The organism is Streptomyces sp. NPDC050164 (assembly GCF_044459945.1).
Lineage (GTDB): Bacteria > Actinomycetota > Actinomycetes > Streptomycetales > Streptomycetaceae > Streptomyces > Streptomyces coeruleorubidus_A.
Genome location: NZ_JBITJK010000013.1, coordinates 1 through 25,087, shown reverse-complemented (window position 1 = coordinate 25,087; position 25,087 = coordinate 1). Strand labels below are relative to the sequence as shown.

The following is a 25,087-nucleotide window of genomic DNA, read 5'->3' as shown; positions in this document are numbered from 1 at the left end:
CCGCCCCATCGAGGGACCCGGATCAGACACCACGTCAACTGTCAGCCCTGGGAGGGATGTTCAGAGGAACTTGGCATTGCCCGGCCCCTCCTCCACGAAGCTGCGCATGCCGCGCTCGCGGTCCTCGGTGGCGAACAGGCCTGCGAACCAGTTCCGTTCGATCGCGAGGCCGGTGTCGAGGTCCGTCTCCAGGCCCGTGTCGATCGACTCCTTGGCGGCGCGCAGCGCGAGGGCCGGGCCCTGCGCCAGTTTCGCGGCCCAGGCGTGCGCCTGCGCGTACACCTCGTCGGCGGGCACGACCCGGTCCACCAGGCCGAGCTCCTTCGCCTCGTCGGCCTTCACCATCCGGCCGGTGAAGATCAGGTCCTTGGCCTTGGAAGGACCGACCAGGCGGGCCAGACGCTGGGTGCCGCCCGCGCCGGGGATCAGGCCGAGGAGGATCTCCGGCTGGCCGAGCTTGGCGTTCTCGCCGGCGATGCGGAAGTCCGCGCACAGCGCGAGCTCACAGCCCCCGCCGAGCGCGTAGCCGGTCACGGCCGCGACGACCGGCTTGGGGATCCGGGCCACCGCCGTGAACGAGTCCTGCAGGGCGCGGGCGCGCAGGACCATCGCGGTGTGGTCCATCGCCTGCATCTCCTTGATGTCGGCGCCGGCCGCGAACACCTTCTCGCCGCCGTAGACCACCACCGCCCGCACGTCCTCGCGGCGCGTGGCCTCCTCGGCGAGTTCCTTCAGCCGGTCCTGCGTGGCGATGTCCAGCGCGTTCATGGGCGGGCGGTCGAGACGGAGCGTGCCGACGCCTTCAGCGACTTCGAGAGAGACGGTCATAGGCAGCAGGTTAACGCCCACTAACGACGAAGACCCCGGTGCGGTCCGTCACACCGGGGCCCTCTTGTCAGCGGCGGAGAGCTACTTCTTCCACTTCTCCCACGACATGTTCCAGCCGTTGAGCCCGTTGTCGGGGTCGACGGTGCGATCCTCGGAGTTCTTGACGATCACCACGTCGCCGACCATCGAGTGGTTGAAGAACCACGCGGCCGGCACCTTCTTGTCCCAGCCTCCGCGTACGTCGCGCAGGCCGATGCAGCCGTGGCTGGCGTTGTAGTTGCCGAAGGCGCCGCCCGCCCAGTAGTTGCCGTGCAGGAAGGTGCCGGAGGTGGTCAGGCGGATGGCGTGCGGGACGTCCTTGATGTCGTACTCGCCGCCGTAGCCGACCGTCTCGCCGTTCATCCGGGTCACCGTGAGCATCTCGCTGACGACCATCTGGCCGTTCCAGGTCTCCATGCCGGGCTTGCCGGTGGTGACGGGGATCGTCTTGATCACCTTGCCGTCGCGCATGACCTTCATCGTGAGCTTCTTGGCGTCGACGACGGAGACCTGGTTGCGGCCGATGGTGAAGTCGACGGTCTTGTCCTGCTCGCCGTAGACGCCGGGGCGGCCCTCGACGCCGTCGAGGCCGAGGTCGACGGTCACCTTGGTGCCGGGCTTCCAGTACTTCTCGGGGCGAAAGTCGAGACGGTCGTTGCCGAACCAGTGGCCCTCGACGTCCACGGCCGGTTCCGTCCTGATGCGGATGGCCTTCTCGACGTCGTCCGGGTTGGTGATGCCCCGGCTGAAGCGGATGGAGAAGGGCATTCCCACGCCGACCTTGGAGCCGTCCTCGGGGGTGAAGGTGCCGATGAAGGTGTTCTTCGGCGTCAGGGTCGTGAAGCCCGCGTCCTCGGCGGCCGTGCGGCCCTCGGAGTCCTTGGCGACCGCGTGGACCGTGTACTTGGTGGCGGCGGCCAGATGGGTGGACGGCGCCCAGGTGGCGCCATCGCCGGATATCTCGCCGTCGACCTTCTTGCCCTCGGCGTCCTTGACCACGACCTCGGTCAGCTTGCCCTTGGCGGCGGTCACCTTCAGCGCCCCGCTGGTGTCGACGGACTTGGCGCCGTCCTTGGGGGTGATGGCGACGATGGCCTCGGACTGCTTGCTCTGCGCGGCGTCCGCGCCCTTGCCCTTGCCGGCGCCCGCGCCGGAACCGGAGCCGGTCCCCCCGCCGCCGCACGCCGTGACGGCGAGCAGCAGCACGCCCAGTATCAACGCGAGCAGCCCGTGCCTGCCGCCAACCGACGCCCCCGATATCGGTCGCCCGTTCAATTGTTCTCCCCTCCCCGGACCTGGTCAGGCCCGCACCCCTGCGCGTCCCCCGCGCACCCGGCGAATATTAACCACAAGGCGCCGCACCCCGGTGACCTGCGATTGTCACTGTTCAGTCCCAACATCGACGGAAAGTCGAAGCAACCCTCATCCCTGTCGGGCTACTTCACCGCACTGCCCGCCTTCCATGCCTTCCAGCCCATGTTCCAGCCTCCGAGCCCGTTGTCGGGAGCGACCTTTTTGTCATTGCTGTGGACGACCTCGACGACGTCCCCGATGAGGCTGCGGTCGAAGAACCAGCCGGCCGGGGTGCCCGAACCGCCGCCCTTCACATCGCGCAGTCCGACGCAGCCGTGGCTGACGTTGGTACGTCCGAAGACGGTGTGGTGCGCCCAGTAGTTGCCGTGCAGGAAGGTGCCGGAGTCGGTCAGGCGCATGGCGTGCGGGACGTCCGGGATGTCGTACTCGCCCTTGCCGTTGCGCTTCTTGAAGCCGACCGTGGCGCCGTTCATCCGGGTGACCTCGAGCATCTCGGTCACCACCATCTTGCCGTTGTACGTGGTGGTCTTGGGGGCGCCGGCCGTGACCGGCACGGTGGCGAGCACCTCGCCGTCGCGCCGTACCTCCATGGTGTGCCGGGCGGCGTCGACCACGGAGACCTGGCTGCGGCCGACGGTGAAGGAGAGCGTCTTGTGCTGGAGGCCGTAGACGCCGGGCGCCCCCTCGACGTCCCGCAGGCGCAGGGCGACGGTGACCTGGGTGCCGGGTTTCCAGTAGTGCTCGGGGCGGAAGTCGAGGCGGGTCCTGCCGAACCAGTGCGGGCGGATCTCGACGGCCGGGCGGGCGGTGACCCGCACCGCGCGTTCGACGGCGGCGCGGTTGGCGATCTCGCGGTTGAACTCCAGCGAGACGATCATGCCGGTGCCGACCGTGGCCCGGTTCTCCGGGGCGACGTAGCCGATGAAGCGTTCCTCCGGGACGTACGTCGTGAAAGTGGTGTGCCGGGCGGAGCGGCGGCCGTCGCCGTCCACGGCCACCGCGTCGATCGTGTACTTGGCGGCCAGCGCGAGCCGCTTCTCGTCGGGTTCCCACGTCAGTCCGTCGGCGGAGAGGTGCCCGGGCACCGGGGACTCCTGCGCGTCCTGCGACCGGACGACCTTCACCGACTCCAGCCTGCCGTCGGGCACATGCACCCGCAGCTTCTGCCCGGGGCGCACACCCCTGCCGCCGTCGGCGGGCGAGACCTTGATGACGTCCTCGGGCGCCGGGGGCGCGCCGAACGCACCGGCGATCCCGCCCGCGTCGTCCGAGGTACAGCCGGTGGCCCCGGTCAGGAGCCCTGCCCATGTCACTACGGCGGCCAGCGCGGCCCTCGCGCGCCGCGCGCGCCCTTGTACGTGCCTCACGAGGTGCCCAACGACCGGCCGCGGCCCCGGGAAACGACCATGCCCGCCCCCGGGGAAACGTGAGTGCGACCCACGCTCTGGGCAGAACAGTGGGGAGGACGACGCGCAGGGGAGCCGCGGCCCGGGCCGGAGCACAGGCCGCACCCCTCTGTCCCCCGTCGTCCCACGAGCCGCGGGAGGCTGACAGGTGTCCAGCGCAGCCGAGCAGGAGGCGGTGGCCGGTCATCAGGCCACCGGGAACGGGCGCCAGGCCGCCGCCGTGAACGGCGCACGGCGGGCCGCGCCGCCGCCCACGGTGCCCGCCCGGCCGGGCGCGCCGACCCCGCTGGGTGCCCGGTTCCGGGTCGGCTCGGACGGGGTGGCGGGGACCAACTTCGCCCTGTGGGCGGGCGGGGCCGAAGGGGTCGAGCTGTGCCTCTTCGACGAGGCGGGCAACCAGTCGCGGGTCCGGCTCGCCGAGCTGACCCACGAGATCTGGCACGGCTTCGTACCGGGCGTGCTGCCCGGGCAGCGCTACGGCTACCGGGTGCACGGCCGCTGGGACCCGTGGACCGGCGCCCGCTGGAACCCGGCGAAGCTGCTCCTCGACCCGTACGCCCGCGCCGTGGACGGGGACTTCACGCTGCCGCCGGAGGTGTACGGGCACGTGCGCGACTGGCCGCAGCAGCACGTCGCCGACACCGTGCGCGACGACCGGGACTCGGCGCCGTACGTCCCGAAGGGCGTCGTCGTCCACGATGACGACGACTGGGCGGACGACCGCCGCCCGAAGACGCCGTGGGCGGACTCGGTGATCTACGAGCTGCACGTCAAGGGCTTCACCCGGCTGCACCCGGGCATCCCTGAGGAGCTGCGCGGCACCTACGCCGGCCTCGCGCACCCGGCGGCGATCGAGCACCTGGTGAAGCTGGGCGTGACGGCGGTGGAGCTGCTGCCCGTGCACCAGTTCGCGCACGAGGACCATCTGCTGCGCAGGGGCCTGAGGAACTACTGGGGCTACAACTCCATCGGCTACTTCGCCCCGCACGCGGCCTACGCGGCCTCCGGGACGAGGGGCCAGCAGGTCGGCGAGTTCAAGCGCATGGTGCGCGCCCTGCACGCGGCCGGGATCGAGGTCATCCTCGACGTGGTCTACAACCACACGGCGGAGGCGGGCGAGCTGGGGCCGACGCTGTCGCTGAAGGGCATCGACAACCGCGGCTACTACCGCCTCCAGGACGACCCGCGCCGCTACGCCGACTACACCGGCTGCGGCAACACCCTGCACGTGGTCCAGCCGCACGTGCTGCGGCTCATCACGGACTCCCTGCGGTACTGGGTGACGGAGATGGGCGTGGACGGCTTCCGCTTCGACCTGGCGGCGGCGCTGGCCCGGTCCATGCACGACGTCGACATGCTCTCCCCGTTCCTGGCGGTGATAGCCCAGGACCCGGTGCTGCGCCGGGTGAAGCTGATCGCCGAGCCGTGGGACGTGGGGTCCGGCGGCTATCAGGTGGGGGCGTTCCCGCCGCTGTGGACGGAGTGGAACGACCGGTACCGCAACGCCGTACGGGACTTCTGGCGGCACGCGCTGCCGGACGTACGGGAGATGGGCTACCGCCTGTCGGGCTCCAGCGACCTGTACGCCTGGGGCGGGCGCAGGCCGCAGGCGTCCGTCAACTTCATCACCGCGCACGACGGTTTCACCCTGCGCGACCTGGTGAGTCACGAGCGCAAGCACAACGAGGCCAACGGCGAGGGCAACCGCGACGGCACGGACGACAACCGGGCCTGGAACTGCGGCGCCGAGGGCGAGACGGACGACGAGGGCATACGGGCGCTCAGGCGGCGGCAGCTCAGGAACCTGCTGACCACGCTGCTGCTCTCCACCGGTGTGCCGATGCTGGTCGCGGGCGACGAGCTGGGCCGCACGCAGGGCGGCAACAACAACGCGTACTGCCAGGACAACGAGATCAGCTGGGTGGACTGGGGCCTGCTTCAGGACCCGGGCTGGAAGGCGCTGTTCGAGCTGACCTCCCGGCTGATCGAGCTGCGCCACCGGCACCCGGTGCTGCGGCGCCGGGCGTTCTTCTCGGGCCGGGCCCAGACCGCGGACGGCCTGCGCGACCTGGCCTGGTTCACGCCCCGGGGCACCGAGATGACGGAGCAGGACTGGTACGCGCCCGCGGCCACGCTGGGCATGTACCTCTCCGGCCGGGACATCCCGGGCCGGGACGAGCGCGGCGACCAGATCCTAGACGACAGCTTCCTCGCCGTCCTGCACGCGGGCGAGGGGCAGGTGAGCTTCGTGCTGCCGGGGCCGCCCTGGGCGGAGCGATACGAGGTCGTCGTCGACACCAGCCTGGAGGAGCAGGGGGAGGCGCCGGGGGTGGAGCACCGGGCGGGGACGGAGGTCACGATGCCGGCGCGGGCGGTGCTGGTGCTGCGGGTGGTGGGCTGAGGCATCGTTTCGCCGGGCGGGGCAGCGCTTCGGCTCGGGGGCTCGTTCCGGCTCGGGGACTCGTTCCGGCTCGGGGCTCGTTTCGGCTCCGTGAACTCGGCGGGGATCTTCTTGACCCCGCCGCTGCCCCGCTGGCACCGTCCATGGCCATGAGGCCGACCGCTGATCTCCCGTGCGCACGTGTCGCGCTCGTCGAGCGGCGCCATGTCGATCTGTGCCGTCAGTCGAGCGCGGTCTGTCGCTGAACCACGGCCGCCCCCACCCTTCTGACTCTGATTCCCCAGGATCCCACATGCCCGGAATGTCCCGCCGTGCCCTCGGTGCTCTCGTCGGCGGTGGTGCCGTGACCGCCGTCGCCGATACGCTCACCGCCGCCGAAGCCGCCCCCGCGGAGCGCCCGTTCGAGACCCGCCCCGGTGCCGCGTCCGGCCCTCGCCCCAACTTCCTCGTCATCCTCGGCGACGACCTCGGCTGGGCCGACCTGTCCTCCTACGACGCCCCGCACATCAGGACGCCGAACCTGGACCGGCTGGCCCGCCAGGGCGTGCGCTTCACGAACGCCTACTCCGGCTCCTCGACCTGCTCCCCGACCCGGTTCAGCCTCTACACCGGGCGCTATCCGGGCCGTACGAAGGGCGGGCTGGCCGAGCCGATCGCCGACAGGTCGCAGGGCCTGGACCCGAACCACCCCACCCTGGCCTCCCTGCTGAAGCAGGCGGGATACGCCACCGCCCTCATCGGCAAGTGGCACTGCGGCTGGCTGCCCGACCACAGCCCCACCAAGTCGGGCTGGGACGAGTTCTTCGGGAACTTCGGGGGCGTGCTGGAGTACTTCTCCAAGCTCGGCCAGCTCGGCGACTACGACCTGTACGAGGGGGACGCCGAGTACAAGGACCTGCGGTACTACACGACGGTCCTCACCGACCGGGCCGTTGAGTACGTGCGCCGGGACCACGACCGGCCCTGGCTGCTCAACCTCAACTTCACCACCCCGCACTGGCCCTGGCTCGCGGAGGGCGACGCGCAGACCGGTGCCGAGATCGCGGCGAAGATCAGGGCGGCCACGTCCCAGGACGAGGTCGGCAAGGCCCTGAACCACTACGACGGCGGCTCGGTCGCGACGTACACGCGGATGGTGGAGAGCTTGGACGCGGCCGTCGGCGAGGTGCTCGCCGCCCTGCGCCGTTCCGGGCAGGAGGAGAACACCGTCGTGCTGTTCGCCAGCGACAACGGCGGTGAGCGGTTCTCCTACAACTGGCCGCTCAGCGGCGAGAAGTTCGTGCTGCTGGAGGGCGGCATCCGCGTGCCGACGATCCTGCGCTGGCCCGCCCGGATCGACGGCCGTCAGGTCAGCCACGAACCGAATTTCTCCCCCGACTGGACCGCGACGCTGCTGGAACTGGGCGGCGCCCGCCCCGACCCGGCGTATCCACTGGACGGGACGAGCCTCGCGGGGTACCTGCTGCGGGGCGAACGGCTCCCCGAGCGGGACCTGTTCTGGCGCGTGCGGGCCAACCGGGCGCTCAGGCGAGGGGACTGGAAGTACTACCAGGACTCCGACGGCAAGGATCACTTGTACGACCTCGCCGCCGACGCGCGCGAACAGGCCGATCTCGCCCCGGACCGGCCCGAGTTGCTCGCTGAGCTGAAGGCGTCCTGGGAGCGGATCGCGGGCGGACTGCTGCCGTATCCCGCTGAGTGATCAGCCCAGGATCCCCCGGTCGTACGCCACCGCCACCGCCGCCGCGCGGTCCCTGACGCCGAGCTTGGTGTAGAGGTGGGTGAGGTGGGTCTTCACGGTCGCCTCGCTGATGAACAGTTCGCGGGCGATCTCGCGGTTGGACGTGCCCTTGGCGACCAGGGCCAGCACCTCGCGTTCGCGCGCGGAGAGCGGCTCGTTGCCGGGAGACCTGGGAGCACGGACCGCGGAGACCAGGCGGGAGGCCACGGCCGGGGAGAGGACCGTACGGCCCTGCGCCGCCGCCCGTACGGCGGTGAACAGCTCCTCGCGGGGCGCGTCCTTCAGCAGGTAGCCGGTGGCGCCCGCCTCGATCGCGGGAAGCGTGTCGGAGTCGGTGTCGTAGGTGGTGAGGACGAGGACCTTGGCGCGGGCGCCGGTGCGGGTCAGTTCACGGATGGCGTCCACTCCCCCGCCGCCGGGCATGCGCAGGTCCATCAGGATCACGTCCGGGTCCAGGCCGGTGGCGAGCGAGACCGCCTCGACGCCGTTCGACGCCTCTGCCAGGACCGTGAATCCCGGGGCGGACTCGAACATGCCGCGCAGGCCGTCCCGTACGACGGGGTGGTCGTCGACGATGAGCAGGGTGATCGCGGCGTCACCCGTCGCGGCGTCTTCAGTCATGGTTGACCAACGGTACGCGAGCGGAGACCGCCGTACCCTGGGCCGGCTCGGACTCGACGGTGAGGGAGCCGGCGATGCGTTCGGCACGGGCACGCATGCCGTCCAGGCCGAAGCCGCCGGAGCCGGTGCGTTGGGGTACGGCGAGGGGGTCGAAGCCGCGGCCGTCGTCGCGGATGTCGAGGATGACCTCGGCGCCGAGGAAGGTGAGCGTCACGCCGACGCGGCCGGCGGCCGCGTGCCGGGCGGTGTTGGAGAGGGCCTCCTGGACGATCCGCAGGAGCGTGGCCGCGACCTCCTCGTGGAGTTGCTCGGCGGTACCGGTGACCGTGAACCCGGCGCGCACCCCAGTCCGTTCGCCCCACTCGGCGACCGTCTTCTTCAGGGCTTCCGGCAGCCCGGCGTCGGCCAGCGCCACCGGTGCGAGGTTGTGCACGGAGCGGCGGGCCTCGCCGAGGCTGTGCCGGGCCAGGTCCGAGGCGCGTTCGAGGTGCGTGCGGGCCACGGCCGGGTCGGGGGCGTTCGCGACGACCTGGAGCTGGGCGATGATGCCGGTCAGGCCCTGGGCGATGGTGTCGTGGATCTCGGCGGCCAGCCTCCGGCGTTCGTCGGCGACGCCCGCTTCCCGTGCCTGGACGAGGAGTTGGGCGTGCAGGGCGGCGTTCTCGTCGAGGGCCCGTTGCAGAGCGGCGTTGGTGCGTTCGAGTTCGGTGATGGTGACGGCCCGCTCGCGGGAGCGCTGCTCCTCCTGCTGGGTGATGTGGCCGACCACCATCACCAGGCCGAAGTTCGTGACCAGCAGCACGCCGAACAGCAGCCACCGGGTCGGGCTGCCGCTCGGCATCCCGCCGGACTGCGAGCCCGCCACCACGACGACGGTGGCGAGGAGACCGAGCCACTGCCGGCGCCTTCCGGCGATCAGTTCTTCGCTGTCGAAGTAGCCGGCGGACGCGTAGAACCCGAAAAACGGGGTCAGGCATGTGAGGGCGAAGGAGATCGCCCAGCGCAGGACGTAGTAGACGGTTCCGCGGCGGGACGGGGTCCGGCGGCCACGGCGGGGCCCGTGCCACAGCTGGAGCAGCACCGCGGCGACGACCAGCGCCCCGCCCGCGTACCACTCGGCGGGGCTCGTCATCAACTCGTGCGCGGCGACCGAGAGGAGGACGGAGACGGCGAGCAGTCCGTAGACGCCCCAGGTGTGGAACTGGTTCTGACGGTGCTCGATGTGCTCGTCCGCCGCGGTCATCTCCCCAGTCTGCACGGCTCCTTCCCTACTCCCAGCGGAACCAGCGCGAGGCGCCGGCCGTCAGCAGCACGGTCCATGCGGCGAGCACCCCGATGTGGCCCCAGCCCGGCCAGTGCCCCGCAGCGGCCTGGTTCAGGGCCTCGGCCGCCGCCCCGAACGGCGTGAAGCCGACGCACCGGGCGAGGACGTCCGGCATGGTCTGCACCGGCATCCACACGCCCGCGCAGAACATCGCCGGGAAGAACACAGCCGACCCGATGGCGCCGGCGATCTTCGTCGACCGGGACAGCGCGGAGATCACCGCGCCCAGCGCGAGGGCTGCCAGGACGGCCAGGAGCAGGGCGAGGGCGTATCCGAAGGCCTGCCGCGGCAGACGTACGCCGAAGGCGAGCCGGCCGACCGTGAGGGCGAGCAGCGCCGACACCAGGGCGGCCCCGCCGTACAGCAGCATCTGCGCGGACAGCAGGGCGGCGGGCCGGACCGGCGTCGTGGACATCCGGCGCAGGATGCCCCGCTCGCGGTAGCCGGTCAGGGTCTGCGGCATCGCCTGGATCCCAGCCATGATCAGGCCGAGCAGCACGCTCACCGGGACGTAGCCGTCGACCGGGCGCAGCCCGCCGAAGGACGGGTCGGCCTCGCGGAAGGACGGGATCGAGCCGAGGATCGCCAGCAGCAGGGTCGGGAACCCCAGGATCCAGAAGAGGCTGCCGGGCTCCCGGCGGAACAGGCGGATCTCGCTCCTCAGTACGGCGGTGTTGACCAGGTGCGTGCTCATGCCGCTGCCTCCTTCGTGAGGTCGAGGAACGCGTCGTCCAGCGTGGCGTCGGTGACCCGGAGCTGGTGGGCCGTGACGCGGGTGCGGGCGAGGAGGGTGAGGACGGCGTTGACCGTCTCGTCGGTGCCGGACAGGGTGACGCGGCCCTCCTTGTACTCGACCGACGCGAGCGCGGGCAGCGCGTTCAGGTCACGGTCGTCCAGTGGGGCGGACGGCGTGAAGCTGATGACGGTGGCGCCCGCCGAGCGCCGGATCAGCCCAGCCGGGGTGTCCAGGGCGGCCACCCGGCCCTTGTCGATCACGGCGATCCGGTCGCACAGCCGCTGCGCCTCCTCCATGAAGTGGGTGACGAGGAGGACGGTCACGCCGTTCGCGCGGATGTCCTCGATGAGCTCCCAGGTGTCCCGGCGGGCGCGCGGGTCGAGGCCGGTGGTCAGCTCGTCCAGGACGACGGCCCGGGGGTTGCCCACCAGCGCGAGCGCGATGAACAGCCGCTGCTTCTGGCCGCCGGAGAGCCCCGCGAACCGGGTCGTCAACTTGGCCGTGAGGCCGAGGCGTTCGGCGAGGGGCCGCCAATCGAGGGGGCTCGGGTAGAAGGCGCTGTACAGCTCCAGTGCCTCGCGGACGGTGAGCTTGGCCTGCAACTCGCTCTCCTGGAGCTGCGCGCCGAGCACACGGCGGGTGGCCTCGTGCTCGGCGACGGGGTCGAGGCCGGTGACACGGACCCGGCCGGAGTCGGGCACGCGCAGCCCCTCCACGCACTCCACGGTCGTGGTCTTGCCGGCGCCGTTCGGCCCGAGGATCCCGAAGATCTCCCCCTCCTCCACGGCGAAGGAGACACCGTCGACGGCGGGACGCCCGGCGTAGCTCTTGCGCAACTCGGTGACTTCGATGACAGGTGCGGTCGGCATACGACGAGGGTCGCGGCGCGGTGGGTACCGGCACATCGGCCGTCGCGCTCGAACGGGCATCATCCGATCGGCTGATGCCGCCGTACGACCCCTCGAACACCCCAAGCTCTCGGCTTCGCTCGAGGGAGGTACCCCCAGGTCGTAGGTCCAACGGCCGCCCCGGGTAACGGCGGAAACTCGGTGGGCAGTGTCAGTGGCGATCCGTAGGCTCGCTGCTGATGGCCACGACACCCGCCCCCGCCCAGGACCGTTCCGCCGTGCGTACGCTGCTGCGCCTGTGGCCGTACGTGCGGCCCGTGCGGGTACGGCTGTTCACCGCCGCGTTCGTGGCGATACTCGCCTCCTGCGTGGCCCTGGTGATCCCGCTCGTCCTGAAGTGGATGGTGGACGGGCCGATCGCCGACCGGGACCCGGGCGGGGTCTGGCTCGGCGCGCTGTACCTGCTGCTGCTCGGCCTCGCCGAGGCCCTGCTGTTCGGGCTGCGGCGGTGGCTGGTGGCGCGCCCGCTCTCCCACGTCGAGGCATCCATGCGGGCGGATCTGTACCGGCACCTGCAGCGGCTGCCGGTGGCCTTCCACGACCGGTGGGCGTCGGGGCAGTTGCTGTCCCGGGGGACGACGGACCTGATGCTGCTGCGCATGTTCCTCGCCTTCCCGCTGACGTTCCTGCTGGTCAACGGCGTGACGATTCTCGTCGGCGTGGTCATCATGCTGCTCCAGGACTGGACCCTGGGGCTGGTGATCCTCGGGCCCGCCGTGCCCGTCATGGTCACCTGCGTGATCTTCGAGAAGCGGTACGCCAAGGTGGCCCGGCTCGCCCAGGACCAGGTCGGCGACCTGACGACGGTCGTCGAGGAGAGCGTGCTCGGCATCCGCGTCATCAAGGGCTTCGGCCGGCACCGGAGCCAGGCCCGTGCGTTCCGGGAGCTGTCGGGGAGGCTGCGCGGCACGGAACTGCGCAAGGCGCGGCTGCTGGCGACGATCTGGGGCGTCATCGTGACGCTGCCGGAGGTCGCGATCGGGGCGGCGCTGGTGGTGGGGGTCGTGCAGGTGGCCGACGGGGGGTTGTCGGCGGGGACGTTGGTGGCGTTCCTGTCCACGGCGCTGGCGCTGCGGTGGCCGGTGGAGTCGATCGGGTTCCTGCTGGCGATGAGCCAGGAGGCGGCGACGGCGACGGAGCGGTATTTCGAGGTGATGGACGAGGGCGTCGAGGAGCGGGGAGTTCCTGGTGACTCGGCGTCGCTGCCCGCAGCCGGGACCGGTCTCCGGTTCCACGGCGTCACCTTCCGCTACCCGGACGCCTCACCCGACTCCCCGCCCGTCCTGGACAAGGTCGACCTCCACATCCGGCCCGGCGAATCCATGGCCCTGGTCGGAGCGACGGGCAGCGGCAAGACCACCCTCACCGCGCTCATCCCCCGCCTCCACGAGGTGACCTCGGGCCGCATCACCCTCGACGGCGTCGATATCAAGGCCCTGTCGAGTCAGGCGCTGCGCGCCAAGGTCGCGGTCGCCTTCGAGGAGCCCACACTCTTCTCGGCCGCGGTCGCCGACAACGTCCTCATGGGCGCCGACGACACGGCCGGCCCGGCCGAGCTGGAGCGCGCCCTGGCCGTCGCCCAGGCCGACTTCGTGCACGCCCTGCCGCAGGGGACGGACACCCAGGTGGGCGAGCAGGGCCTCAGCCTCTCCGGCGGGCAGCGGCAGCGCCTGGCGCTGGCCAGAGCTGTCGTCGGACAACCGGATTTCCTCGTCCTGGACGACCCGCTGTCGGCCCTGGACGTGCACACCGAGGCCGCCGTCGAGGCCGCCCTGCGCCAGGTCCTCGCGGACACCACCGCCCTGATCGTGGCGCACCGCCCGTCCACCGTGCTGCTCGCCGACCGGGTCGCGCTGCTGTCCGGCGGCCGGATCGCCGCGGTCGGCACCCACCAGGAACTGCTGCGTACGAACGCCGAGTACGCGCATTTGATGTCAGGAGAACAGGCGGGAGAACAGGCAGGGGAGCAGTCAGCGGAGCAGTCAGGCGAACAGCCCGTCGAACAGGAGGACGCACGATGACGGCGGCCACCACCGCACCGGCCGACGGGAAACCCGACGACGACAAACCCGACGCTCGGACCCCCGCCACCGGCGACCCCTTCGACCGGGACGTCCTGCCCACACCCCCGGGCGCCACCGCTGCCCTGCTGCGCTCCCTGCTCGCGCCGATGAAGGCCCGCGTCACGGTCACGACGCTCCTGCTGCTGCTCCAGCAGGCCGTCGTGCAGGCGGGCCCGCTGCTCGTGGCGTACGCCATCGACCGTGCCGTGCCGGCGTTCCGGGCGCAGGACCACGGGCCGCTGATCGCGGTGGCCGTCGGCTATCTGGCGTGCGCGCTGGCCGCGGGCGGGCTCCAGTTCGCGTTCGTCGCCGCCGCGGCCCGCGTCAGCCAGGACGTGCTGCTCGACCTGCGCGGCCGGATCTTCCGCCACGCGCAGGCGCTGAGCGTCGACTTCCACGAGCGCTACACCTCGGGCCGGCTCATCTCCCGCTCCACCACGGACGTGGAGTCGCTGCGCGAGCTGCTGGACGAGGGCCTTCAGGAGCTCGTGACGGTCATCCTGTCCTTCGTCTACATCTCGGCGATGCTGCTCTGGCTCGACCTGGGCCTCGGCGGCGTGGCGGTGGCGTCCCTGGTGCCGCTCTACGCCCTGGTGCGGCTGTACCAGCGGCGCGCCGGGCGGGTGTACCGGGCGCGGTCGACGGCCATCGCCGCCGTCATCGTCAAGTTCGTCGAGACCATGAACGGCATCCGGCCGGTGCGCGCCTTCCGCCGCGAGGCCGTCAACGACGCGGACTTCGGCGTGCTCAACCAGCGGCACGAGCGGACCAACGGCGACGCGCTGCTGGAGATGGCCCGGTACGTCACCGGCTCGCGGCTGGTCGCCAACACGGCGGTCGCGGCGATCGTGCTGTGGGGCGCCTACCGGGTCGCGGACGGCACGCTGGCCCTCGGTGTGCTGGCGGCGGCCGTGCTGTACCTGCGGCGGCTGTACGACCCCATCGACCGGCTCGGGATGTTCCTCAACTCCTACCAGTCGGCGGCGGCCTCGCTGGAGAAGATCGCCGGGCTGCTCGCACAGACGCCGTCCGTGCCCGAGCCGTCGAGTCCCCGGCAGCTCCCCCCGCCGGCGAGTGAACAGCCGGGCCGCGAGGTCGACTTCGACGGCGTCCGGTTCGGCTACCGCACCGGTGGCGAGGTGCTGCCCCGTTTCGACCTGACGATCCCGGCCGGGCAGACGGTCGCGGTCGTCGGCTCCACGGGCGCCGGCAAGTCGACCCTGGCCAAGCTGCTGGCCCGGTTCTACGACCCCTCCGACGGCCGGGTACTGCTGGACGGCGTCGACCTGCGCGATCTCGCCGTGCCCGAACTGCGGCGCGGGGTGGTCATGGTGACGCAGGAGGCCTTCCTGTTCTCCGGCACGGTCGCGGAGAACATCGCGATCGGCCGCCCGGACGCCACGCGGGAAGAGATGGAGCGGGCGGCGAAGGAGATCGGCGCGCACGACTTCATCAGCTCCCTGCCCGACGGCTACGACACCGACGTACGCAAGCGGGGCGGCCGTATCTCGGCCGGTCAGCGGCAACTGGTCGCGTTCGCACGGGCGTTGCTGGCCGATCCGGCGGTGCTGATCCTCGACGAGGCGACCAGCTCGCTGGACATCCCGGGCGAGCGTGGGGTGCAGCGGGCGATGGCGACGGTGCTCAAGGGCCGTACGGCCGTGGTCATCGCGCACCGGCTCTCGACCGTCGAGATCGCGGACCGTGTCCTGGTGATGGAACAGGGGAAGATCGTCGAGGACGGCGAACCGGCCGAACTCGTCGCGGGCACGGGCAGGTTCGCGGATCTGCACCGGGCCTGGCGGGACAGCCTGGCGTAGGACGGCGGCGGAGAGGGCGGCGGAGGCGGGCGGATGATCGACGCGTACGAGGACCCCGGCACACCCGACTCCCGGAGCGGCGGCCGCTACCTGTGGCCTTGCCTGAAAGCCCGGCGCTCACGCCGGGGATGAAACGCATCTCAGGACTGCTCTGACCCGCAGCCTGGAGCGGACCGCCTCGAAGTCCTCGCAGCGAGTGGTCCCTTCGCGGCGTCTCGGCATCTCGTTCACGACTTGGGGTTGGACGCCCTCGGGCTCGACCTCTCCCCGGCCATGGTCGACCACGCTCGGCGGGCCCAGCCGGCGCTGCGGTTCGACGAAGCGCGAATGGAGGCCCTGCCGGTCGAGGACGGCGTGCTCGGCGGAGTGCTGGCCCACTACTCGATGATCCATACCCCACCTGGAGAATTGCCCGCGCTGCTCGCTGAGCAGGTGCGTGTTCTGGCACCAGGGGGTCTGCTCCTGGTGTCCTTCTTCGGGACCGAGGGGCCGGAGCCGGTCCGCTTCGATCACAAGGTGGCGCCCGCCTGTAGCTGGCCGGCGGAGCAGTTTGCCGAGTTGCTGGCCGGGGCTGGACTCGTCACGGTGGCTCGGTTGCTCCACGACCCAGCGTCCGAGCGGGGCTTCCTCGACGCCCACTTGCTGGCCCGCCGCCCGTAGAGCGTGGCCCGTGGCTTGGGTCGTGGGGGTGTAGATCATCCGCGTGGATGAAGCTCGCCCGAAGCGCCGCGTTCTGTGCTGGCGTCCACTGAGCTGAGAGGTCGTTTTCACACGTAACGGACCTGCCAGTTGGTGTCGGTCTGGAACTGGACGGTGAGCAACGCGGGGTCGCCGTTGTGGCGAAGCACCTCGTCACTGTGGCCGCAGTGTTCGGGGGCGAGCCTGGTCGTGGCCGACAACCGGGTGACGCGGGTCGACCAACTGCGGTCGTCCCTGCTGTTGGCAGTGGCCGTGCCTACGGTATTGGCCTGCAAGGCAGACGTCGACGCCGACCTCAGGCACAGAGGTCGGCGTCGACAGACGTTGTGTTGACTAGAAAGGGGGGTTGAGGCAGGCGATATAGGTACCGCCCTCGGTATACAGCGGCCACTGCATCTGTTCACGGGTCGCCGGCCCGTAGTCGCCGTCGGCGCTCACGCCGAGGCGGTTGGCTTGGAGCCACCGAACGGCATCCACCGTGCCGGTGCCGTAGACTCCATCTGCCCCTCCGGTGGCGTTGATCCGATTGGCGGCATAGGTGCCCCTGTAGCAGGAAACGATGGCTCTCTGCAGCGCCGTCACGGCGTTTGAACTGCCCGTCTGATATTCCATGTAACAGCTCAGACCGTTATCGGTGCGCGCGGGGATTTTGTAGTGATTGCCAGGGTTGCCGCCATCGCCCAACCCATCGGTGCGCTTCACCGTCGTGTTGCACGGACCGTAGGCGGCGTGGGCGGGCGCAGTCATCATCGGGCTGGCCGTCAGACCGGCGGCGAAGAGGAGAGCCAGAGCCCCCAAAACTCCGCTCCGCATGCGGAGCGTCGTTGATACTCGTTGCACGATGCAATCCTTCCGGTCGGTGATGTCGTCTCAGTGACGTCCTCGCCCATGGACCTTAGAGTCATCGTGGGCTTGGGACTTTGTCATCCGTGCAGGGAACTTTGTCAGTGGTGCACCGCCTCAAGGTCGCGCCGCTTCACGCGACCGCCATGGCCGGTGTCAGCCTCGTACGACGGGCACGGTAGCCCGGCTCGATCGTTGAGTGTGCCGGTCGTTTGCCCCACAAGGAACGGCCGCCGCGCACACCGGAATAGGGGCAAGGCGGCGGTCGAGACCGCCTCTGGTTTGCAGCCGCGATCTTGTTGAGCTCGACTGCCGCTACCGCTGGGACCACGAGAAGCCGCCCCTACGGGTCCGTCAGATCCGTGGCTCGCAGCGAACGCGCGGGTCACCGCGGAGTGCGGAGGGCTGGGGTGTTGGGGTGTTGGTTCGACAACTTTTCGACGGCATCGCGCAGCTTCTCCACGATCTGCTCGTACCGCTGGACGCTGACGTTGCCGATCTTCTCTGTACTGGGCACCGTGCCCACCCCCTGCCAGGCCGGAGCACGGCCCCGCCGTGAATGGGGAACCCCGGCCCGCCCGGTAGTGGCAGAATTGCCACACCACTGCGAAGAGCGGGGTCTGTGTGCACCGAGCACTCCACCGGGGCTTGTATACGAGATCAGCAGAGGTTCAAAGATGGGTTCTGACAACCGTCCAGGTCACGAGGGCTCCAGCGGTGCGGCCACCGCAGTGGTGCGAGCAACGATCTCCCGAAAGGTGGGAATTCCCAGGTCGACGGTCTCCTGCTGCCGGGAGATCTGCGCGTCGAGTTGGGCGAGCTTCTCCTCGGCGTGGGTCAGGCTGCTCTGCAGTCCTTCGAGCTCGCCGAGCCAACCTTCGCGTTCGGCTTCCAGGATGCGCGCGAGGAGGTTGTCGCGGATCTCGGCGAGCCGCGGACGTTCCGTCGCGTGAACGATGAGGACGGGACAACGGACACAGGCGTGTTCATGAGCACAGTCGGTTCCGTATACGCGGCCGCAGTCGCCCAGGGCCAGCTTGCGGCGCTCGAAATGTCCGAGGAATTCGTCCCATTCCTCTGGGGTGACGGTGCGGTATTCCTCGACTGGCCGCAGGGCCCGGCGTCGGGCGATGAACGCTCGATGTGCCTCGATGGCGTCCGTCGGGTAGATGGCGGCGTATCCCATCGTCGTTCCGATGTGGTCGTGACCAGCAATGACCTGGGCGATGTGGGGTGGCAGGCCGTTGAGGATGGAGTCCGTGATGAAGATTCGTCGGAAGTCATGGGGCTGGAAGATGAGAGGTTCGCCCGCACTGTCCACCAATCCTGAGGCCAGCAGAGTCGCGTCGAGTCCCCTGCGGATAGACGCTGCAGACAGCGGACGCGGATAGCCACTCATGCGATCTTGAAGCAGGAGGGGCATCGGCGGGTTCCAGACCCGTTCGTAATGGTCGTAGCTTCGAACCAGGGGAACTCTCCCGTCGGGAGCGCGGACTCGGGAGACAATCGCGCTCAGCACGTCGGCCAGTTCTGGTGTGACCAGGACAAGTCGCTCTTGGTCCGTCTTCGACGGGGCAATCTGCAAGAGCGGGACGACCTGCCCGGTAGTGGGCAGCTTGTAGCTGATGATGCTGTGATGCCCCAGCTCGAGGAGCTCCTCGATGCGGATGCCGGTGTGCCGCAAGATCTCGATCGCAGCCCACGCCCAGAAGGCGCTCCGCTCCTCGCCCGCGAACGAGCGCCGGTGGCCCTTGCTGTCCCAGGCATGGATCGGGCGCCCGTCAGCGCGCTTACTGAAGCGTGGGACGGTGAATGTCTCGTCCAATACGGTGAATGTCGAGCTGAGCGGTGCGGCGTTGAGCGCCTCGAGCCGAGCCCTGGCCTCCTTCAGAAGGCGGTCAGCTGTCTGCACCAGCGTGGGTAACGCGGGCAGACGCTCACGAGTGCGTTGGTCCATCCGGGCCTTGAGCTGGCGGTCAGCCTTCGCTGTCGAGCACTCGGCTTCGCTGATCGGGCAGGGAGCCACCCAAGCGGCCCACTGGCTGGGGTCTTCCACAGCCCACTCCGCCAGGTCCAAGTACAAAGCCCGGACCTGGGTTTTGATGGCAGTCGCGTTCCTACGTGGCTCTGTGACCTCGCGGAACGAGCCGTCGAGCAGACGCTTGCGGACGGTCTTGGTGGCCAGACGGAGCTTCCAGGCAGTGATCACCTCGGCTGGCAGCCGAAGAGAGTCGACGCCCGGATGATGCCGCTCCAGGTCATCCGAGAACCGAAGCGCCAGCGAGTTCGTAAGCGACTGCAGCGATGTGAAGTCACCTACGGAACGATGGGAAAGATAGGCGACTAACAGATCGCGGACCGAGCGAATCCCTCTGGGTCGCGCGTTGCCTCCAGAGCCGGTCGGAGGTGCCGCGATCTTGACCCGATGAGGAACTCCGGGCCGGGTCTGACAGCATCCGCGCAGAGCAGCGCCAGGACCCCGACCAGCAGCGTCTCGCGCCGGGACACGCGTGCCTCCGAGCGGGTCCACTTCGCGAAGGCATCCCTCCATCCTTGGGACGCGATCTGCTGGCCGTGGGCCGGGCTCGCCTCCCAGCGCTGTTGCCAGGTCTCGCCGGGGTAGGTCGCCAGCCAATCCAGCACGAGGCGTGCACCGAACATACGAGTTTCCTGAGCGCTGCTGTCCGCAGCTCGCAGCGGCGGACGAGCCAGCCGCTCAAGGACTTCTCCGCGCGAGACGGCCGTTGCTGGCCACATACTCGACCTTTGCCGAGGTGGGAATCGGTCCATCAAGGCGAGCGCTTCGGCACCCACCAAGCTCGTTTCCCGCGGGACGAAACTCGAGGCGACGTGTGTCGCCGCGCTGGTCATGACACGTCCCGGCCAAAGAGGATGGACAAGGAGTCGGGGTTGTAGGACGGTTCGTCGACGGGCACGGGAGGCTCCTTGCGTCGCTGCTCCTGACGGGCATGGTGGGCAAGCCCAGCGGTGATGACGTCGTCCCTGGTGGGACGGTTGTAGATGTCCAGGGTCGACAGGTACTTGTGACCGAGGATCTTCTGCACGTAGACCGGCGGCATGTTCGGGTCGTCGAGCATCGGGAACGTCGCCGTGTGCCGCAGGTCGTGAAGGGTCCAGTTGGCGCCCAGGAGCTCATTGGACGCGGTTGAACATCATGCGGGCCGCGCCGTACCCCAGCGGCCGCCAAGGGCGCCGTAGTGTCCACCACAGTGGATGGTGACGGCCGCGAGGCACGCCCTTCTTCCAGGCAGCCTCTTGGTAGAGCCGCAGCCAGACGAACGCGTCCGGGGTGGCGGGCAGCTCCTGGTACTCGCGGCTGCCCTTGCGGATCACGCCGATGGTCTGCTCGCCGACGACCGCACCTCCCTGCGTGACGGTGAGCAGTTCCTCGGCGCGGGCGCCGGTGGCGACCCAGAAGGCCAGCAAGGCCCGGTCGCGGTGCGAGCGGAGCCCGGCGAAGACCTCGGTGTACTTCTCGTCAGGAATCCGCCGCGGGATCTGCTGAGGAACGGTCGGCCGGTAGAGACCCGTGCGCCGGTTCCGGTGCTTCTTCTCACCATCGCTCTGCGACCCGGGCCGAGCCGAGCGGCGTTCACGAACCAACGGAAACGGGTTGACGAGCAATGCCCCGACGTTGCCATCCAGATGGAAGAGTTAGTTCGGTCAACAGGCCCCCCGCCGCACCGCGGCCGTGGCCCTCGCCGGCGTCGCCGCGCTGATCGCAACCGCCGTGCACAGCGGCACCGCCACCGCGGCCCCTACGATGGCACCGTCGGCCGCGAGCAAGGCGAACCCCGACTCGGAGTCGGTCCGGCTCACCCCCGCCCAGCGCGCCGCGCTGATCCGCGAGGCCGACGCGGACAAAGCAGGGACGGCGAAGGACCTGGGCCTCGGGGCCAAGGAGAAGCTGGTCGTCCGCGACGTCCTCAAGGACCGCGACGGCACCGTGCACACGCGTTACGAGCGCACCTACGACGGCCTGCCGGTCCTCGGCGGCGACCTGGTCGTTCAGAGCACCAAGACGGACACCACCGCGTCCGTCGTGAAAGCCACCCGCGCCGCGATCAAGCCGGCCACGACGAAGGCCGCGGTGCCCGCCGCGCAGGCCCGGCAGCAGGCCCTGGCCGCGGGGAAGGCCGAGGACGCCAAGAGCCCGGCCGTCAACCGGGAGCCCCGCAAGGTGATCTGGGCCGCGAACGGCCAGCCGGTCGTGGCCTACGAGACGGTCGTCGGCGGCTTCCAGCACGACGGCACCCCGCAGGAACTGCACGTCGTCACCGACGCCACCACCGGCGAGAAGCTGTACGAGTGGGAGGCCATCGAGAACGGCACCGGCAACACGGTGTACTCCGGCACGGTCGACCTCACCACCACCCAGTCCGGTTCGACGTACAACCTCACCGACGGCGCCCGCGGCAACCACAAGACGTACAACCTGGGCCGCGGCACCTCCGGCACCGGCACGCTCTTCTCCGGCCCCGACGACGTCTGGGGCAACGGCAGCTCCTCCAACCTGGAGTCGGCCGCCGCCGACGCCCACTACGGCGCCGCGCTGACGTGGGACTACTACAAGAACGTGCACGGCCGCAGCGGCATCCGCGGCGACGGCGTGGCCGCGTACTCCCGGGTGCACTACGGCAACAACTACGTCAACGCCTTCTGGTCGGACAGCTGCTTCTGCATGACGTACGGCGACGGCTCGGGCAACGCCAACCCGCTGACGTCGATCGACGTGGCCGCGCACGAGATGACCCACGGGCTCACCTCGAACACCGCGGGCCTCAACTACAGCGGCGAATCCGGGGGTCTGAACGAGGCGACCTCCGACATCTTCGGCGCGACCGTCGAGTTCTTCGCCAAGAACTCCTCCGACGTCGGTGACTACCTCATCGGCGAGGAGATCGACATCAACGGCGACGGCACCCCGCTGCGCTACATGGACAAGCCCAGCAAGGACGGGGACTCCAAGGACGCCTGGTACTCGGGCATCGGCTCGATCGACGTGCACTATTCCTCGGGCCCGGCGAACCACTTCTTCTACCTGCTGAGCGAGGGCAGCGGCGCCAAGACCATCAACGGTGTCAGCTACGACTCGCCCACCTCGGACGGCCTTCCGGTCACCGGCATCGGCCGCGACAAGGCGGAGAAGATCTGGTTCCGCGCGCTGACCACCAAGTTCACCTCGACCACCAACTACGCGGGTGCCCGCACCGGCACCCTCGCGGCGACCGGTGAGCTCTACGGCACCGACAGCGCCGAGTACAAGGCGGTCCAGGACGCGTGGGCGGGCGTGAACGTCGGTGCCCGCTCCGGCGGTGGAGGCGGGGGCGGTACGTCCTTCGAGAACACCGCCGACGTGGCGATCCCGGACCGGGGCGCGGCGGTCACGTCGTCGGTCACCGTCTCCGGCCTGACGGGCAACGCGCCGTCCAACCTCCAGGTCGCCGTGGACATCGTCCACACCTACATCGGTGACCTCCAGGTGCAGTTGGTCGCCCCCGACGGCACGGCGTACACGCTGAAGGGCTACGGCACCGGCGGCAGCGCGGACAACATCAACACCACGTACACGGTGAACGCCTCCTCCGAGGCCGCGGGCGGCGTCTGGCAGCTGCGGGTCCAGGACAACGCGGCCCGCGACACCGGATACATCAACAGCTGGAAGCTCACCTTCCCGTAGGCCCGTTCGCGGTCCGCCCAGGGCAGGGCGCCGCCCCGGTGGGTTCGACTCCCCCGGGGCGGCGCCCGCTTTCCGCCTCCGGTGCGACACGTCGCCGTCGTTTTCCGGCCAACATCACGCGGTGCTCCTGACATGTACGCGCCTCAAGTGCCACTCTTCCCCCACCCGCCGCACAGCACCACTGCACTTCCCCCACACCTAGGAGCTTGTGTGACCTCCCCTCTCTACGCGCGTCACAAGCGCACCACGCTGGCCATCGCCACCGCCGTCGCGGCCGGCGCCCTGCTCACCACCGGTCTGACCTCCGGCAGCAGCGTCGCCGCCGACTCCGCGAGCAAGCCGACGCTCGCCGCCGCCCCCGTCCTCCTCACCGCGCCCGCCCGCGCCGCCCTCATCAAGGAGCAGCAGGCGGACGCCACCGGCACCGCCGACGAGATAGGCCTCGGCGCACAGGAGAAGCTGCTCGTCAGGGACGTTGTGAAGGACGCCGACGGCACGGTCCACACCCGCTACGAGCGCACCTACGCGGGCCTGCCGGTGCTCGGCGGCGACCTCGTCGTACACGAGTCGAAGTCCGGCGAGACCAAGGGCATCACCAGAGCCACGAAGGCCGCCCTCAAGGTCGCCTCGCTCAAGCCGGCGGTCACCGCCGCCAAGGCCGAGAAGCAGGCCGTGACGCTCGCCAAGGCGGCCGGCTCGGAGAAGACCGAGGCGAACTCCGCGCCCCGCAAGGTGATCTGGGCGGCCGACGGCAAGCCCACCCTCGCCTACGAGACGGTCGTCGGCGGCCTCCAGGAGGACGGCGCCCCGAACGAGCTGCACGTCATCACCGACGCCGCCACCGGCAAGAAGCTCTACGAGTACCAGGGCATCGAGACCGGCACGGGCAACACCACGTACAGCGGCAAGGTCACCATCGGCACCACGAAGTCCGGGTCGTCGTACACCCTGTCGGACGGTACGCGCGGCGGCAACAAGACGTACAACCTGGGCCGCGGCACCTCCGGCACCGGCACCCTCTTCTCCGGCCCCGACGACGTCTGGGGCGACGGCAACCCCTCCAACCTGGAGACCGCCGCCGCCGACGCCCACTACGGCGCCCAGGTGACCTGGGACTTCTACAAGAACACCTTCGGCCGCAACGGCATCCGCAACGACGGCAAGGCCGCCTACTCGCGCGTTCACTACGGCAACAACTTCAACAACGCCTTCTGGTCGGACAGCTGCTTCTGCATGACCTACGGCGACGGCGCGGGCAACGCCAAACCGCTGACCTCGCTCGACGTGGCCGCCCACGAGATGAGCCACGGCCTGACGTCGGCCACGGCGCGCCTCAACTACAGCGGCGAGTCCGGCGGCCTGAACGAGGCGACCAGCGACATCTTCGCCGCGGGCGCGGAGTTCTACGCGAACAACTCCTCCGACGTCGGTGACTACCTCATCGGCGAGAAAATCGACATCAACGGCGACGGCACCCCGCTGCGCTACATGGACAAGCCCAGCAAGGACGGCGACTCCGCCGACGCGTGGTCCTCCAGCCTCGGCAGCATGGACGTCCACTACTCCTCCGGCCCCGCCAACCACTTCTTCTACCTGCTGTCCGAGGGCAGCGGCTCGAAGACCATCAACGGCGTGACCTACAACTCGCCGACGTCCAACGGCTCCACGGTCACCGGCATCGGCCGCACCAAGGCGCTCCAGATCTGGTACAAGGCGCTGACGACGTACATGACGTCGACGACCAAGTACGCGGGCGCCCGCACGGCGACCCTGAACGCGGCCTCGGCGCTGTACGGCGCGTCCAGCACCGAGTACAAGGCGGTCGCGGCCGCCTGGTCCGCCGTCAACGTGGGCTGACCGAAGCGCGGCCGAGGGCGGTACCCGGAGCGAAGGCGGATCCGGGTACCGCCCTACTCTTGGTGACCATGTCTTCGGAGGACTTCACCTACGCCGATGTCGGCGCCACCCGTGACGAGGGCTTCTGCCCGCCGGGCTTCCACCCCATGAACGTGCGCACCCGCCTCGGGGAGGGCGAGGAGGTCTTCCGCCGGGCCTCGGAGGCGGTGCTCACCTGGGAGATGCACCGGGCCCTGGGCGTCGGCATCGACGCCGGCGCGGACCGGGCCGTCCCCGGTGTCGACGTCACCGTCACCCTCGCCGGGATGATCAAGGCCCCCTGCCGTGTGGTGTGGACGGTCGAGGAACCCCGCCGCGCCGGCTGGGCCTACGGCACGTTGCCCGGCCACCCGGAATGCGGCGAGGAGTCGTTTGTCGTCGACCGCACGGGAGACGGCACGGTCTGGCTGACGGTGAACGCCTTCAGCCGCGGCGCCAAGTGGTACGCGAAGGCGGGCGGCCCGGCGACCAGGGGCTTCCAGCACGCGTACGCGCGCAGGTGCGGCAGCGTCCTACGGAACCTGGCAACACAGGGTGGTGCGGAGGCCTAGGGCCTGTCGTTTGGATCACGTCGCAGACGCGGGGTCTGGCACGCACCGAGCAGAACAGTCGCTTCCCTGCGACCTGATCCAAACGACAGACCCTAGTGACCTGAGTCGGAGATTCGTCGTTGGTTCGGTATGAGTCGTCCGGGCCCGAAGATTCCGCCGTTGTCACTGACTGATGCCCAGCGGGCCGTGTTGGAGG

Annotated in this window: 21 protein-coding genes and 1 pseudogene; 9 read left to right on the top strand and 13 right to left on the bottom strand. The window is 70.0% G+C overall.

What is annotated here, in order from left to right:
- Positions 1-60: 60 nt before the first annotated feature.
- From ACIBNA_RS19245 to ACIBNA_RS19235, 3 genes are all read right to left on the bottom strand, one after another.
- Positions 61-828, bottom strand: coding sequence for an enoyl-CoA hydratase/isomerase family protein (locus tag ACIBNA_RS19245; protein WP_399166390.1), 768 nt, complete (start codon positions 826-828; stop codon positions 61-63).
- 81 nt (positions 829-909) lie between these two features.
- The gene (locus tag ACIBNA_RS19240) at positions 910-2,142 is read right to left on the bottom strand and encodes an Ig-like domain-containing protein (RefSeq protein WP_399166389.1); all 1,233 of its coding nucleotides are present in this window, start codon (positions 2,140-2,142) and stop codon (positions 910-912) included.
- Positions 2,143-2,303: 161 nt separating this feature from the next.
- Positions 2,304-3,548 (bottom strand): Ig-like domain-containing protein, encoded by a 1,245-nt coding sequence (locus ACIBNA_RS19235; RefSeq protein ID WP_399166388.1) that lies wholly within the window; start codon positions 3,546-3,548, stop codon positions 2,304-2,306.
- Between the two features lie 187 nt (positions 3,549-3,735).
- Here ACIBNA_RS19235 and glgX point away from each other — a divergent pair, with 187 nt between their 5' ends.
- The 3 genes from glgX to ACIBNA_RS19220 all read left to right on the top strand — a co-directional run bounded on the left by glgX (position 3,736) and on the right by ACIBNA_RS19220 (position 7,690).
- Positions 3,736-5,988, top strand: coding sequence for a glycogen debranching protein GlgX (gene glgX, locus ACIBNA_RS19230; protein ID WP_399166387.1), 2,253 nt, complete (start codon positions 3,736-3,738; stop codon positions 5,986-5,988).
- A gap of 143 nt (positions 5,989-6,131) precedes the next feature.
- Entirely contained in the window at positions 6,132-6,233 is a 102-nt protein-coding gene (locus tag ACIBNA_RS19225) for a putative leader peptide (protein ID WP_399166386.1), read from the top strand.
- 47 nt (positions 6,234-6,280) lie between these two features.
- Positions 6,281-7,690 carry a sulfatase-like hydrolase/transferase gene (locus ACIBNA_RS19220; RefSeq protein WP_399166385.1) on the top strand — a complete coding sequence of 470 codons (1,410 nt, stop codon included), beginning with the start codon at positions 6,281-6,283 and terminating at the stop codon, positions 7,688-7,690.
- Here ACIBNA_RS19220 and ACIBNA_RS19215 read toward each other — a convergent pair whose 3' ends face one another.
- From ACIBNA_RS19215 to ACIBNA_RS19200, 4 genes are read right to left on the bottom strand one after another with little or no spacing between them, the layout of a single operon-like run.
- On the bottom strand, positions 7,691-8,350 hold the full coding sequence (locus tag ACIBNA_RS19215; RefSeq protein ID WP_399166384.1) for a response regulator: 660 nt from the start codon (positions 8,348-8,350) through the stop codon (positions 7,691-7,693).
- On the bottom strand, positions 8,343-9,593 hold the full coding sequence (locus tag ACIBNA_RS19210) for a sensor histidine kinase (RefSeq protein WP_399166488.1): 1,251 nt from the start codon (positions 9,591-9,593) through the stop codon (positions 8,343-8,345). The genes ACIBNA_RS19215 and ACIBNA_RS19210 overlap by 8 nt, the downstream gene beginning before the upstream one ends.
- 25 nt (positions 9,594-9,618) lie before the next feature.
- Complete coding sequence (locus ACIBNA_RS19205; RefSeq protein ID WP_399166383.1) at positions 9,619-10,368, bottom strand: ABC transporter permease; 750 nt, start codon at positions 10,366-10,368, stop codon at positions 9,619-9,621.
- Positions 10,365-11,279, bottom strand: coding sequence for an ATP-binding cassette domain-containing protein (locus ACIBNA_RS19200; protein ID WP_399166382.1), 915 nt, complete (start codon positions 11,277-11,279; stop codon positions 10,365-10,367). The genes ACIBNA_RS19205 and ACIBNA_RS19200 overlap by 4 nt, the downstream gene beginning before the upstream one ends.
- A gap of 218 nt (positions 11,280-11,497) precedes the next feature.
- Here ACIBNA_RS19200 and ACIBNA_RS19195 point away from each other — a divergent pair, with 218 nt between their 5' ends.
- The 3 genes and pseudogenes from ACIBNA_RS19195 to ACIBNA_RS19185 form a co-directional block, all read left to right on the top strand.
- Entirely contained in the window at positions 11,498-13,339 is a 1,842-nt protein-coding gene (locus tag ACIBNA_RS19195) for an ABC transporter ATP-binding protein (RefSeq protein WP_399166381.1), read from the top strand.
- Complete coding sequence (locus tag ACIBNA_RS19190; RefSeq protein ID WP_399166380.1) at positions 13,336-15,201, top strand: ABC transporter ATP-binding protein; 1,866 nt, start codon at positions 13,336-13,338, stop codon at positions 15,199-15,201. The genes ACIBNA_RS19195 and ACIBNA_RS19190 overlap by 4 nt, the downstream gene beginning before the upstream one ends.
- Positions 15,202-15,420: 219 nt before the next feature.
- Positions 15,421-15,861 (top strand): annotated as a pseudogene (locus ACIBNA_RS19185) (class I SAM-dependent methyltransferase); the annotation flags it as partial.
- Positions 15,862-15,968: 107 nt separating this feature from the next.
- On the opposite strand, the gene ACIBNA_RS19180 reads toward ACIBNA_RS19185, so the two are convergent.
- The 6 genes from ACIBNA_RS19180 to ACIBNA_RS19155 form a co-directional block, all read right to left on the bottom strand.
- Entirely contained in the window at positions 15,969-16,175 is a 207-nt protein-coding gene (locus ACIBNA_RS19180) for a hypothetical protein (RefSeq protein ID WP_399166379.1), read from the bottom strand.
- Between the two features lie 58 nt (positions 16,176-16,233).
- The gene (locus ACIBNA_RS19175) at positions 16,234-16,740 is read right to left on the bottom strand and encodes a peptidoglycan-binding domain-containing protein (RefSeq protein ID WP_399166378.1); all 507 of its coding nucleotides are present in this window, start codon (positions 16,738-16,740) and stop codon (positions 16,234-16,236) included.
- Between the two features lie 388 nt (positions 16,741-17,128).
- Positions 17,129-17,260 carry a hypothetical protein gene (locus ACIBNA_RS19170; RefSeq protein WP_399166377.1) on the bottom strand — a complete coding sequence of 44 codons (132 nt, stop codon included), beginning with the start codon at positions 17,258-17,260 and terminating at the stop codon, positions 17,129-17,131.
- 183 nt (positions 17,261-17,443) lie between these two features.
- Positions 17,444-18,952, bottom strand: a complete 1,509-nt coding sequence (locus ACIBNA_RS19165; RefSeq protein WP_399166376.1) for a tyrosine-type recombinase/integrase — start codon at positions 18,950-18,952, stop codon at positions 17,444-17,446.
- Positions 18,953-19,610: 658 nt separating this feature from the next.
- Positions 19,611-19,841, bottom strand: coding sequence for a hypothetical protein (locus ACIBNA_RS19160; RefSeq protein ID WP_399166375.1), 231 nt, complete (start codon positions 19,839-19,841; stop codon positions 19,611-19,613).
- Positions 19,842-19,896: 55 nt separating this feature from the next.
- The gene (locus ACIBNA_RS19155) at positions 19,897-20,367 is read right to left on the bottom strand and encodes a hypothetical protein (protein ID WP_399166374.1); all 471 of its coding nucleotides are present in this window, start codon (positions 20,365-20,367) and stop codon (positions 19,897-19,899) included.
- A gap of 88 nt (positions 20,368-20,455) precedes the next feature.
- On the opposite strand from ACIBNA_RS19155, the gene ACIBNA_RS19150 reads away from it, so the two are divergent.
- The 3 genes from ACIBNA_RS19150 to ACIBNA_RS19140 all read left to right on the top strand — a co-directional run bounded on the left by ACIBNA_RS19150 (position 20,456) and on the right by ACIBNA_RS19140 (position 24,891).
- Complete coding sequence (locus ACIBNA_RS19150) at positions 20,456-22,444, top strand: M4 family metallopeptidase (protein WP_399166373.1); 1,989 nt, start codon at positions 20,456-20,458, stop codon at positions 22,442-22,444.
- Between the two features lie 210 nt (positions 22,445-22,654).
- The gene (locus tag ACIBNA_RS19145) at positions 22,655-24,301 is read left to right on the top strand and encodes a M4 family metallopeptidase (protein WP_399166372.1); all 1,647 of its coding nucleotides are present in this window, start codon (positions 22,655-22,657) and stop codon (positions 24,299-24,301) included.
- Positions 24,302-24,369: 68 nt separating this feature from the next.
- Positions 24,370-24,891 (top strand): DUF1990 domain-containing protein, encoded by a 522-nt coding sequence (locus ACIBNA_RS19140; protein WP_399166371.1) that lies wholly within the window; start codon positions 24,370-24,372, stop codon positions 24,889-24,891.
- Positions 24,892-25,087: the final 196 nt, after the last annotated feature.